Source organism: Bacillus sp. FSL W7-1034 (genome assembly GCF_038593365.1).
In the GTDB taxonomy this organism is placed as follows: Bacteria; Bacillota; Bacilli; order Bacillales; family Bacillaceae; genus Bacillus; species Bacillus altitudinis.
Genome location: NZ_CP151989.1, coordinates 784,375 through 797,843, shown reverse-complemented (window position 1 = coordinate 797,843; position 13,469 = coordinate 784,375). Strand labels below are relative to the sequence as shown.

10 protein-coding genes are annotated in these 13,469 nt (G+C 41.1%); 3 read left to right on the top strand and 7 right to left on the bottom strand.

The features are described 5' to 3' along the window. The first annotated feature begins 147 nt into the window (after positions 1–147). Together NST73_RS03920 and NST73_RS03915 are read left to right on the top strand one after the other, a co-directional pair. Positions 148–1,503 (top strand): sodium:alanine symporter family protein, encoded by a 1,356-nt coding sequence (locus NST73_RS03920; RefSeq protein WP_041090695.1) that lies wholly within the window; start codon positions 148–150, stop codon positions 1,501–1,503. A gap of 75 nt (positions 1,504–1,578) precedes the next feature. Beyond that, positions 1,579–1,794, top strand: coding sequence for a DUF1128 domain-containing protein (locus tag NST73_RS03915; RefSeq protein WP_008341757.1), 216 nt, complete (start codon positions 1,579–1,581; stop codon positions 1,792–1,794). 107 nt (positions 1,795–1,901) lie between these two features. On the opposite strand, the gene NST73_RS03910 is transcribed toward NST73_RS03915, so the two are convergent. Beyond that, the gene (locus NST73_RS03910; RefSeq protein WP_007496591.1) at positions 1,902–2,420 is read right to left on the bottom strand and encodes a type 1 glutamine amidotransferase domain-containing protein; all 519 of its coding nucleotides are present in this window, start codon (positions 2,418–2,420) and stop codon (positions 1,902–1,904) included. 254 nt (positions 2,421–2,674) lie between these two features. Here NST73_RS03910 and NST73_RS03905 point away from each other — a divergent pair, with 254 nt between their 5' ends. Then, the gene (locus NST73_RS03905; RefSeq protein ID WP_144680245.1) at positions 2,675–6,955 is read left to right on the top strand and encodes a multifunctional 2',3'-cyclic-nucleotide 2'-phosphodiesterase/3'-nucleotidase/5'-nucleotidase; all 4,281 of its coding nucleotides are present in this window, start codon (positions 2,675–2,677) and stop codon (positions 6,953–6,955) included. Between the two features lie 65 nt (positions 6,956–7,020). On the opposite strand, the gene NST73_RS03900 is transcribed toward NST73_RS03905, so the two are convergent. From NST73_RS03900 to NST73_RS03875, 6 genes are all read right to left on the bottom strand, one after another. Continuing rightward, positions 7,021–8,013, bottom strand: coding sequence for a Two component regulator three Y domain-containing protein (locus NST73_RS03900; protein ID WP_144680247.1), 993 nt, complete (start codon positions 8,011–8,013; stop codon positions 7,021–7,023). A gap of 488 nt (positions 8,014–8,501) precedes the next feature. After that, positions 8,502–8,936, bottom strand: a complete 435-nt coding sequence (locus tag NST73_RS03895; RefSeq protein WP_342499403.1) for a terpene synthase — start codon at positions 8,934–8,936, stop codon at positions 8,502–8,504. A 64-nt stretch (positions 8,937–9,000) separates the two neighbouring features. Beyond that, positions 9,001–9,717, bottom strand: coding sequence for a trehalose operon repressor (gene treR, locus NST73_RS03890; RefSeq protein ID WP_007496585.1), 717 nt, complete (start codon positions 9,715–9,717; stop codon positions 9,001–9,003). A 19-nt stretch (positions 9,718–9,736) separates the two neighbouring features. Then, positions 9,737–11,437 (bottom strand): alpha,alpha-phosphotrehalase, encoded by a 1,701-nt coding sequence (treC, locus tag NST73_RS03885; RefSeq protein WP_342499402.1) that lies wholly within the window; start codon positions 11,435–11,437, stop codon positions 9,737–9,739. Between the two features lie 15 nt (positions 11,438–11,452). After that, positions 11,453–12,886 carry a PTS system trehalose-specific EIIBC component gene (treP, locus tag NST73_RS03880; protein ID WP_017358785.1) on the bottom strand — a complete coding sequence of 478 codons (1,434 nt, stop codon included), beginning with the start codon at positions 12,884–12,886 and terminating at the stop codon, positions 11,453–11,455. Between the two features lie 162 nt (positions 12,887–13,048). After that, positions 13,049–13,435: a DUF1992 domain-containing protein gene (locus NST73_RS03875; RefSeq protein WP_035391356.1), complete on the bottom strand. Its 387-nt coding sequence runs from the start codon at positions 13,433–13,435 to the stop codon at positions 13,049–13,051. Positions 13,436–13,469 lie beyond the last annotated feature (34 nt).

Sequence of the window (13,469 nt, the reverse complement as noted above, 5' to 3'; positions counted from 1 at the left end):
AAGAATCCCTTTGGAAAACCTTTTCTCTATCATATCAAGCCCTTTTTCTTTTGGAAACTTTGCAAGAAAAACTCCCATCGGCATTGACAAAATACACAAAAAAAGGAGAAACTTTAGGAGAATTACACAAACAAAGGGGGACATTAGATGGGAATCATTGAGCAGTTTGTCACGACGATGAACAATTTTTTGTGGGGGCCTCCCCTATTAATTTTAATTGTTGGTACTGGAATCTACCTCACCTTTCGGATCCTCTTCATTCAAATTAGATTACTTCCTTATTCTTTAAAGCTCGCTTTTTCAAAACAAGACAAAACATCAGAGGGAGATATCTCCCATTTCCAAGCATTAATGACGGCTCTTGCTGCAACTGTCGGTACTGGGAATATCGTCGGTGTTGCCTCAGCTGTCATTGCAGGTGGTCCTGGTGCAGTATTTTGGATGTGGTTTGCTGCATTTTTCGGGATGGCCACCAAGTTTGCAGAAGCTGTTCTGGCTGTAAAATACAGGGTCAAAAACGAAAAAGGCGAAATGTCTGGCGGACCTATGTATTATTTAGAGCATGGCTTAAAACAGAAATGGCTAGGGGTGCTATTTGCTGTTTTCGGTGCCAGTGCTGCCTTTGGGATCGGCAACCTGGTACAGTCTAATTCCATCTCAGGCGTCATGAATTCTACTTTTCAAATTCCAACATGGGTAACAGGTATCATCATTACCGCCTTTACGGCACTCGTGATTTTAGGCGGAATTAAAAGTATCGGCCGAGTGACGTCTATTTTTGTACCAGTCATGGCTTTATTTTACGTCATTTGCGGGCTCATCATTCTTGTCATGAATGCTGATCTTGTTCCTGGCGCAGTCAGTCTTATTTTCTCAGATGCCTTTACAGGTCAAGCCGTAGCAGGTGGTGCGATTGGAACCGTTATTCGCTGGGGTGTCGCACGAGGAGTCTTTTCCAATGAAGCAGGTCTTGGATCAGCACCAATTGCTGCTGCAGCTGCGAAAACGGATATGCCTGCCCGTCAAGCTCTCGTCTCTATGACGCAAGTGTTTATTGACACCATCATTGTTTGTTCTATCACTGGCATTACGATTGTCATGGCAGATATGTATTTAACAGAAAAAAGTGATGCGCTGACTTCGTTATCCTTTGCTCACTTCCTCGGTCCAGCTGGCTCAATCATCGTGGCAATCGGGTTGCTCCTGTTTGCCTATTCAACCATCATTGGCTGGTCCTATTATGGAGAGAAATGCTTTACATATTTGGCTAAGGATTCGTACGTCATGTATTACCGTATCGTGTTTGTGATAGCTGTCTTTTTCGGTGCCGTGTTTAAGAATGACTTCGTTTGGGGCGTAGCAGATATGCTCAATGGACTGATGGCCATTCCAAACTTAATTGGCCTCATCGGTTTATCAGGTGTTGTGGTATTTGAATCCAAACGAATCATTGATAAGATCAAAGAGGAGAAAAAGGAAAAAAACATTTCAGTGTCGTCATAATAGCCCTTTTATTCTTTTGCTTTTCTGTTAAAATAGACATATTATTCGACACATGCAGGAAAGGACGTGCCGCCCTTGTCACAGCAAAAAGCGGCTGAAGTCAATCAGCTGATTGAAGACATTTCGCAAAAGCTCAATATGCTGAATATTGGAGTCATCAAAGCCGAAGACTTCAGTCCAGATAAGTATGAAGATATTGAATTTCTTCACCAAATGGTGATGAAAAAATCTTCATTCAGCCCAAGTGAAATGCAAGCCATTGCAAGCGAGCTGAAAAGCTTAAGAAAATAATTGTGCACCTGATACTGAATTGCGGTTGACGCCGCTTTCTTACATCCATGCACAGAAAAAGCCAGCACCTCGCAAGGTGCTGGCTTTGTTTATCCTGTCAAAACTACTTATTTTGCGAGCAGTTTTAATGATTCACGGTTAAATGCTGGAATGTCATCAGGTGTACGGCTTGTGACAAGCTGATCCTGACAAACGACGACTTCTTCATCTTTGAATTTGGCGCCTGCGTTTTCCATATCTACTTGAATGGATGTATAACCGGTCGCGCCTCTTCCTTCCAGCGTCTTCGCTGTAATAAGCAATTGCGGTCCATGACAGATCGCAAATACTGGTTTTTTCTCGTCCATAAAGGCTTTTGTGAATTGCACGTAGCGATCATCCGCACGCAGAATGTCTGGTGAGAAGCCGCCAGGAATCAGAAGTGCATCGAAGTCTTCTGGTTTCACGTTATCGATAGACGCATCGACTCTTACTTCTGCCTCTCCTTGCTTTCCTTTCACTGTTTTTCCTTTTTCGTTTTCAATTACTGTGATCTCATGGCCTGCGTCTTTAAAGGCTTTTGCAGGCTCGGTGAATTCAACATCCTCAAAGTAATCTGTTAAGACAACTGCAATTTTCTTACCCATGTAGAAACCCTCCTGCTTGATTATCGTTTACACTACACACTATACCCCCACCAATTGAAATCAAACATCCTATCCCTATGAGAAAACCCCCTTTCATAAAAATAAGCATTTAGACTCATTCACATTCCCTTAACAAGGTAATTCGTATGATTTATGTTATCTTTACAATAATCTGCAAAAAATAACTACAAAAGTTAACGAAACATTTCTACAATAGGTATTGTGGTCAAAAAAATTAGAAAGGCGGAGATCAGGTGAAGAAGCAAGCACATAGGTCTAAACGAAGGAAAAACCTGTCTATTCTGCTCACTTCCATTATGTTGATTAGTCTCATTCTCCCAGCAGTACCTACTCATGCAGAAACAGAAAGCGGCAGCGCCGTAAAGGTCAGTATCTTAGCCACAACGGATGTTCATGCGAACATGATGAATTACGATTACTACAGCGACAAAGAAACAAATGAATTCGGTTTGGCAAAAACAGCCGAGCTGATTGACAAGCACCGTTCACAAAATCCCAATACACTCCTTGTTGATAACGGAGACCTGATTCAAGGAACCCCTCTTGGAGAATACGTTTATAAAAATGAAAAAGACAGCATCATCAATCAAACAAAGGTTCACCCCATTATTCATACACTCAACAAATTAAAATATGATGCAGGTACACTCGGCAATCATGAATTTAACTACGGTTTATCTTTTCTTGACGGTACCATTGCGGGCGCCAACTTCCCGATTGTCAATGCGAACGTCAAAAAGTTAAACGGAGAACACCGATTTACTCCTTATGTCATTCAGGATAAAACCTTTAAAGATGCAAACGGAGCCTCCCAAACTGTGAAAGTCGGTTACATAGGATTCGTACCACCACAAATTATGACGTGGGATAAGAAACATTTAGATGGACAAGTTCAAGTGCAAGATATTGTGGAGTCTGCCAATGAAACCATTCCAGAAATGAAAGCAAAAGGCGCAGATGTCATCGTCGCTCTTGCTCATACAGGAATTGAAAAAACAGCTTCACCTAAAGGATCAGAAAATATGATCTTTGACCTTGCCACGAAAACAAAAGGCATTGATGCGATTGTGTCTGGCCACCAGCATGGCACATTCCCAAGCGCTGAATATAGCGGCGTTGACAAATTTGATGTCGCAAAGGGAACCATTAATGGCATTCCTGTCGTCATGTCAAAAAACTGGGGAAGCTACCTCGGGGTCATTGATTTAACGCTAGAACCAGACGGCAGCAACTGGAAAGTCACAGATGGAACAGGCAAAATCGAATCCGTTGCCGGGGTGACATCTCAAAACAGTACAGTGAAAAATGCCATTCAAACAACTCACCAAAACACCCTAGATTACGTCAGAAAGCCAGTTGGAAAAACAGAAGCAGACATTAACAGCTTTTTCGCTCAAGTGATGGATGACCCTTCTATTCAAATCGTGACAGATGCCCAGAAATGGTATGCACAAGAAAAAATGAAAGATACTTCGTACAAAAACTTGCCGATTCTCTCTGCGGGTGCGCCATTTAAAGCCGGCGGACGCAACGGTGTGAACTATTATACAAATATCGCAAAAGGTGATTTAGCGATTAAAAACATCGGCGATCTCTATCTTTACGATAACACCGTACAGATTGTAAAACTAAAAGGCAGTGAAGTAAAAGACTGGCTTGAAATGTCTGCAGGTCAGTTTAACCAAATCAAACCAAATACTTCAAATGAACAGCCTATTTTAAACGAAGAATACCGCTCATATAATTTTGATGTGATTGATGGTGTGACGTACCAAGTAGATGTCACACAGCCTGCTAAATACAGCACAACGGGCACACTTGTTAACGCTAGTGCGAACCGCATCAAAAACTTGTCTTACAATGGAAAACCCGTTTCTGACAATCAAGAATTTTTAGTCGTGACAAACAACTACCGTGCATCTGGCGGCGGAGGCTTCCCGCACCTCACACAAGATAAAGTCGTGCTTGCCTCAGCAGATGAGAACCGCCAAGTGCTGATGGATTATATTATTGAACAAAAAACCATTAACCCAAGCGCAGATCAAAACTGGTCCATTGCACCAGTAAAAGGCGCAACCGTCACTTTTGAATCTTCTCTTTTAGCAAAACCGTTCGCAGAGAAATCAAGCAGCGTCGACTTTATTCGGAATGCCAGCACAGACGGACTTGGCGTGTACAAGCTAGCGTTTAAAGATGATGGTACAACAGAACCACCTGCAACAGACAATTGGCATTTAACGGTGATGCATACAAACGATACACATGCCCATCTGGATGATGCAGCAAGACGCGCAACCAAGATCAAAGAAGTTCGCGCCCAAAGCGAAAACAATATTTTATTAGACGCTGGAGATGTCTTCTCTGGTGATCTCTATTTCACAAAATGGCAAGGACTTGCCGATCTGAAACTGATGAACTTAATGAAATACGATGCCATGACGTTTGGGAATCATGAATTTGACAAAGGTCCATCTGTCCTTCGTCAATTCCTGACAGGTGACGCATCCAGTGTAGATGCTAAAAACCGTCATCAGTTTGAAAAACCGAACTTCCCGATCGTGTCATCAAACGTGAATGTCTCTAAGGAAAAACAGTTAAGCGACTTAGTGAAAAAACCAGCAACATTTAAAGCTGGTGAGAAAAAAGAAGCTGGCATTTACCCTTACATTCTACTTGATGTAAATGGTGAAAAGGTCGCTGTATTCGGTCTAACCACTGAAGACACAGCCATTACATCCAGCAGTGGTCCCAACATTCAATTTCAAGATGCATACAAAAAAGCAAAAGAAACAGTCAAAACCATTCAAACTGAAGAAAAAATCAATAAAATTATTGCGCTCACACATATTGGCTATAACCGTGATCTAGAGCTGGCTCAAAAAGTAGATGGCATTGATCTCATCATTGGTGGTCATACCCACACCCTTGTTGAAAAATTAAAGGTCATCAATAAAAAAGAACCAACGATTGTTGCACAAGTAAAAGACTACGGACAATTTTTAGGAAAAGTAGACGTGGCCTTTGACAAAAAAGGCGTCGTACAGCCAAAAGAATCTACTTTTGACCTCATCACGATCGACGACTCTGTGAAAGAAGATGCGGACGCAAAAGCGATTCTTGATCAGTACAAAGCAGATATCCAAGATTTAAAAACCGAAAAAGTCGGGACGTCAGATGTCTTCTTAGATGGACAGCGTGAACACGTCCGTGCAAAGGAAACGAACCTTGGAAACTTTATTGCAGATGGCATGTTAAAGAAAGCACAAGAATCTGCTGGTGCTGACCTTGCCATTACAAACGGTGGCGGTATTCGAGGCAGCATTGAAAAAGGAGATATCACATTAGGGGATATTTTAACGGTGATGCCTTTTGGAAACACACTATATGTCGCAGATTTAAAAGGCAGTCAAATTAAAAAAGCGCTTGAACAAGGTCTTTCAGGCATTGAAGAAGGCGGAGGCGCATTTCCTCATGTAGCCGGTATTGAATATACGTTTACACTGAGTAAACCAGCTGGCAGCAGACTGATTGATGTCAAATTGAAAGATCAAAAGGGCAATCTGACTGACATTGATGATCAGAAAACATACCGCGTGGCGACTAACGCATTCGTCGGCACAGGCGGTGATGGCTACAGCGTCTTTACAGAAGCGTCTCATGGTGAAGACTTAGGCTATGTTGACTATGAAATCTTCAAAGAACAAATTGAACAGGCAGACGGTCATATCTCTCCAGTCATCGACCATCGAGTGAAAGAAGTATTCCTTCCTCGCTTGAAAGGAAAAGGCGCCTATGACATTCAAGATGATGAGAAATTCCAAACGTATGTGCAGCATACGAACAAAGCATTGCTCTATTTAGACAAAGCAACCGAAGCGAAAAAGGTTCAATTGTCTCTATCAAAAGGGCAAATAGCTGAACTGAAGAAACGAGAGCAAGATCCAAACGTCACCATCTATCATGACAAAGTCGGTCTAGCATTACCGCTCTCCAATTTGTCAGAGCAACAAACAGATATATCAATGGCAAAAACAAATAAAGTGAAAAACGCATTAACCGACACATACGATTTCCAAATCAAACAAGATCAGAAAAATGTCTCTACCTTTAAAGATCCCGTCACACTGTTCTTTACATTAGACGCGCCTGAAAAAGCGAAGAAACCAGGTGTCTATTATGTCGATCGTGAGAAAAACCGCTATGCCAAAACAAGTAACGGTTCATTCGAAAACGGGATTGTCTCAGGTAAAACGGAGCACTTTAGTGAATACACCGTACTCAATCAAAGTGAAGCTGCTGGAACAGCTCCAGACCAAACTGGCGGAGACGGTGGAACTTCTGCTCCAGGCGGTTCGGATCCAAATCAGGATGGAAGCGGCATGCCAGGGGGCACACTGCCGAATACGGCAACGATGATGTATACAGCGGTATTAATTGGCTTGCTCATGCTCGCCTCAGGCGGTATCCTTTATTACTACCAGCGCAAGCGCACACGAAACAAAGTATCATCTTAATAGAAAAAGGACAGAGCTTCGGCTCTGTCTTTTTTCATGCAATGATTTTGTCTTCCTTTAACTAATTACGACTGAATAGTTTGTTCCATTTGAATAATGATTGGCTCGGAAAATAAAGATACCTTTAGCCCTTTCTCATTTTGTGCAAATGCCTTAACTTTGTATTCCCCATGATTTGTTGTCTTTAAATCATAAAATTTGTCTAGTGAATAGTTTTTTGCATCTATCTTTTTATTGTTTTGATAGACATACCAAGCAACTTTATTATCAGTCTCTGTTTTTGCAATAAATTTACAACTACCATCAACATTGTTCCTTTGAATCTCAATATCCAGACTTGGGTATCCTATATATTCCCTTATTTTCCCCTTTAATATTGGTGGAAATGCCTTTGCTACATCACTATGTTTATCATAATCTCCTAGGTCGAGATTATATTGTAATCCAGCATCATCTAGATCTTTCGTTAAAGGCAGTACATGTTTTTGATAATGCATTTCGCCTTTACCTAAATGTATTAAAATATTTGGCTTGTTGTGAGTTTTGATTATCATATTTTTCATTATCGTGTTTAAAAAAATATGATCTCCCTCTAAGTCATTCCCGGCCATAAATTTTACAACTTCGTTCGTTCTCGTTTGTTTTAGTAAATAGTCACCTAGTAAATATTGCGGAGAAGCAGAAATTATATAATCGAATTCGTATTTTATTCCATAATACATTGCAGCGTATCCACCTTTGCTAGATCCAGCAGATATGACTGTCTTTATGTCATTTTCTTCGATGATTTTCCTGATCAATTTTATTACCGAGCGTTCAATCGAAAAGTCCCTATTTTCACACAAATAATAAGAAGCCCTTGCCCCGAAATCATCTAGTATGAACAATTTATTGCAATCAAACTCTTCTATCGTTCGAACATAGTTATAGCTAGGTGGTGAACCAATTTTTTGGAATGCAGAAAAGACAATGACAAGCGCATCTGTTTCTTTGAAAGATTTTCTAAATACATACTTTACACTCTTTTCACTATCGAAAGTTTTTTCATCCTTAAACATTCATTCACTCTCCACAAAATTTTTCATTATGTTATTTTCTTTTATATTTAGGAGGGACACTACTTCCTCGTTCTTACTTTCAATTTCTTGATCTTCTTTTAATGCACTTTTTTATAAAATAGAATACACCTATTCAATTTTCAAATTTTTCTTCTATTAGTACATCCTCCCTAAATCCTATATATATATTATCATTTCATTACAAAATAATATACAGAATTCGAGACCCAGCAACCTTTTTTTCTACTAATTTAATAGCAGAAACTCTTTTGCATACTGTCTTCATGTTCTAGATTAATTCATTTTCTGGTATAAGTATCAGACTGGGTAAAATGGTTTCCAAATCGGTGACTTCCGCTGATAACCACATTATCTTTTGATATCATTGGATTTTTATGTATCTTGAATGACTTTCAATATACGAATCAAGATGTCTTCTTAAAAGAAAAGGACAGAGCCGAAGCTCTGTCCTTTTTTGCATCTCACTATCAATCTTGGGATAAATACATCCAATTACGGTCATCAAATTCTTTCACATCATCTGACCCTATATGACGCAGCATTCTATTAAAGAACGTGATATCATCTTCATCATCAACGGCATATAAATCCTTTTGAACATATTCTCTCGTAATGAAATTCGTTAAGTTCGTGTTATTCACAAATTCAGCAAAGTACGATTTCACAAGGGTTAAATCTTCTTCATTTAATGTTTCATCACTGATAATTGAAATATGAAATACATTCAAAATCGCTTGAATGTCTTCTTCATCCATATAACATAATGGCTCTAATTTTCTATCTTCTTCCGTAAACGGTTTTCGCGTGTCTTCAATGATGACATAACATAAAATCCTGTGATCTTTCATCACGCTAAAAATTTCTACATCTCTTAATTTTAATGGTCTATTCAGTCTGATCATTTGTCCTCCTAGAATGTTGCTCTTGTTTCCCTACAACCTGAAATAGACAGAGCCTCGGCCCTGTCTATTTCTCTCTTCTAGCAAAATCCACGAATCTGAAACGATCTAGCCGGTGGCGGCTTTCGGTGTATTGGAATAGACTTGTATCCTCCAAGAACACATAATTCTTCACCACCACCACATGATCAAACCCGTTCAAATCGAGATACCTCTCATCTTCTTCAGTACATGGCTCGACCACAAATTCCTTTTGAGCGTAACTAATTGAGACCCCGAGTTCTCCTTCAATATACTCGTAGATCGATCCTTCACAAATGTCCTTAGACAAGACCTGCACATGTTTTTGCAAGAAGTAATCTTTGTCTAAAATGACTTCTTCTCCGCTAATATTGCGAGAGCGAATGACTTCCCAAACGTCCTCCTGCCCACTGATTTTCAGCTGAGACTGAATATACTGATCTGGCTTGATTAAACCGAACTCATGAACCGTTGTTACCGTCTTTCGCCCAAGCGTTTGGGAAAGCTCTTTAAAGCTGACAAGACCCGAAACTGGGAACTGCATTTTCTCTCGATTCAGCAATACTGAGCCTTTCCCACGAATTTTTTGGATATAGCCATTTTGCACAAGGATGTTTAATGCCTTTCTCACCGTCTCACGGGATGTGTCATACATGACAGACAGCTCATGTTCTGATGGGAGGATGCCTTTATCCTGCCATTCACCTTGTTCAATCCGTCTAGCGAGCTGATCATAAATCACTCGAAACTTATTCTCTTTCATTTTCCTTCCGCCCCATTTACTAGCGTTTGGTTAAATGATAAACGATTGACTCATATGGACGCAACGTAAATCCCTTGATATCTGCCGGCACATCCTCATAATTGGACAGCAAGACTTGCCCTTCCATTTCATTGACATCCTTTGCAAGCTCATCTGGTAGTGTAAAGTCCGTCTCGCCTGCATAAAAATGGTTGATCACGAGAATCTTCTCATCTTTGCCTTCTCGCACATACGCAAACACCTTTGGATCATCTGAAAGCAGTAAAGTAAAGCTCCCATAGGTGATTACATCAAGTTCTTTGCGAAGTCTACAAAGGGCTTGATAATGATAAAAAATCGACGTCTCATCTTTTAAGGCAGCTTCTACTGAAATGCCGTTTTGAGCTGGTTCAATCCAAGGCGTACCTTTTGAGAACCCCACATTTTTTTCCGACGTCCATTGCATAGGTGTCCTTGCGTTATCTCTTGATTTGACCTGTAAAATCGCCAAAGTTTCTTCCTTTGTTTTCCCTTTTTCAAGCATGACTTCGTACATATTAAGTGATTCGATATCGCGGTATGACGAAATGTCCTCAAAGCGAGGATTCTTCATCCCAATTTCTTCACCTTGATAAATATAAGGAGTGCCTTGCATCAAATGAATGGTGGTCGCCAGCATCTTCGCTGATTGCTGATGGTACGTGCCATCATCACCGTATCTAGACACGATGCGTGGCTGATCATGGTTGCACCAAAAGAGTGCGTTCCAGCCGCCGCCCTCATGCATTTTCGTCTGCCATTCTGACAGAATTGATTTCAACTCTAGAAAATCAAATGGCGCAATGGCCCACTTTTCACCGTTAGGATAGTCAACTTTTAAATGATGAAAATTAAACGTCATATCCAGCTCCTGCCGATCAGGTCTTGTATACCGAATGCAGTCTGCAATATTCGTTGAAGACATTTCCCCCACGGTCATGCTATCGTATTTCGAAAACACTTCCTGGTTCATTTCATGCAAGAATTCATGAATTCTCGGCCCATCTGTATAGTACATACGCCCGTCACCTTGCACTGATTGCCCGGCATCATCTAAAAAGCGTTGATCCTTTGAAATGTTATTGATGACATCCAGTCTGAATCCATCGATCCCTTTTTCAAACCAAAAGTGCATGATGTCATATACTTTCCTGCGCACTTCATCATGTTCCCAATTGAGGTCTGCCTGGGTAACATCATATAAATGAAGATAATAGTCACCTGTCGCTTCATCTAATTCCCACGCTGGCCCGCCAAACTTTGACTGCCAGTCATTCGGAGGAGAGCCGTCCGCTTTCGGCTCCTTCCAAATATAATAGTCTCGATACGGGTTTTCCTTCGACTCTCGGGAGGCTTGAAACCACTCATGGAAAATCGACGTATGGTTCACGGCTAGATCCATGATGACACGAATCCCTCGTTCATGTGCTTCTTTCAGCATGTGCTCAAAATCGGCCATTGTGCCGTACATGTCATGGATTTTTGTATAATCACTAATATCATAACCGTTGTCATGCTGTGGTGACTCATACATAGGGGTCAGCCAAATACAATCCGCCCCTAGCTCTTTGATATAGTCGAGCTTTTTCGTCACACCATTGATATCACCTGTACCAGAGCCTGTTGTGTCTAAAAAGCTCTTCGGATAGATTTGATAGACCACGGCTTTTTTCCACCACGGTTCGTTTGTTTGTTGATTCAATTTCCTTCACCACCACTAGTTAAGTTCTTGTGATACATCCTTCTTCTTAAGTTTTGCATATAAAAGGGTACCAATGAATGGGACGATCAGCACAATCACCATTCCGATGGCAAATGCACCCCAATATTTCGGAATGATCGAGAAGATTCCTGGAATGCCTCCAACGCCGACTGAACTTGCCAGTACCCCTTGTGAGGCAATAAACATACCAGCTATCCCCGAACTGATCAGGGCAAAAATAAACGGGAATCTATAGCGCAAGTTCACCCCAAACATCGCCGGTTCAGTAATACCCAAGTAAGCAGAAATACTTGATGTCAGCGAGAGCCCTTTTTGCTTTTCATCTTTTAAGACAAACATCATCGCAAGTGCCGCTGATCCTTGAGCAATATTAGACAGGGCGAGCATTGGCCATAGGAACGTGCCGTGCAGTTTTGAGTTAATCAGCTGAATATCGACTGCTAGGAACGTATGGTGCATGCCTGTAATGACTAACGCTGCATATAATCCGCCATATAAAAGGCCGCCAAGTGCTGCGAATTGCTGAAATACTGTGACGAGTCCAGATGTTAAAACGTTTCCGATCGCAAATGTAACGGGACCAATGACGATAAATGATAAAAATCCAATGAGTAGTAATGTAATTGGTGCAACAACTAACAGCTGAATACTTTCAGGTGTCCTTTTTGTTATAAATAATTCGAGCTTTGCGAGTAAATAGGAGGCGACAAGTATCGGAAGAACCTGCCCTTGGTAACCTACCTTTTGTACTTCAAGTCCAAACAAATTCCAGACAGGAATGTCACCTGTCTTTTCCGCCGCTCCATACCCCCACGCATTCAACAGATCTGGATGTACAAGCATCAGTCCGAGGACCATCCCTAAAAGCGGATTACCTCCAAACCGCTTGACAGCCGACCAGCCGATTAATGCTGGCAAAAAGGTAAAGGCAGTACCTGCAATCAAGTTGATCATATTTGCTAAATCCGCCCATGCCGGATACACATCCACAATGGATTTTTGATCAAAGAAAATATCAGGAGCTGTTAAAATATTATTAATCCCCATCAATAAACCGGCTGTCACGATAGCTGGAAGGATTGGAATAAAGATATCTGCAAGCGTTTTCACCGCACGCTGAAGTGGATTTAATTTCTGATCAGAGGCACGCTTGACGTCCTCTTTTGTCGCTTCGCCGATTCCCGTCTGTTTGACCATTTCGGCATAAACCCGATTCACCACTCCTTGACCAATGACCACTTGGTATTGGCCATTCGCTGAGAAAGATCCCTTCACTTCATCAATTTGTTCTAGTGCTTTCTCATCCACCTTACCTTCATCTTTTAGCACAAAACGAAGTCTTGTCACACAATGTGTGGCTTGATCAATGTTTTCTTTGCCGCCAATGGCTTTCACAATCTGATCTGCCGCTGCCTGATAATCAGCCATGCTATCCCCTCCGAGATCGTTTTTTTATAAGAAAAAAGAATCAAAACTTGTATATACATGTTCACTTCATATTTTATATTTGTATATACATGTAGTCAATAAGAAAATGTAGCGCTTTCATAAAAAAAGCTCCCTCAATGTGCTCAAAGAGGCAGCGTGTCATCATCTTTTTTTATGCTCCGTTAGTTTTTCGTAGACCCTATTCTTATAAAAGGAGGAGGCTGGTCGAGCAAACGTTTGGCGCTTGGATGTGAGTTCATCAAGGCGTTTTTGTTTTTCCTCACATACGAGAGAGAGTTTTTTTCTTTCTTCTCCATCTATACTCGTTTTCAGTAACTCTTTAACCGTCATTAGTTCTTTTTTCAAAGCTGTTTCTTCCCCGGCAAAGCCAGCATTTTTCATGATTCGATAGCCCATCCTCAGCTCTTCTGGTACATGAGCAGCATCATCCTTTGGCAGAGGTTTCCCAAAGCCTGATAGTCCTTCAAAAGCTCCATGGTCCATCGCCTTTTTGATCCGTTCTTCTGACAATCTCTGCGCAAAATCCATGACACGTCTCCTTTCAGATCGTCTGATATTTTGG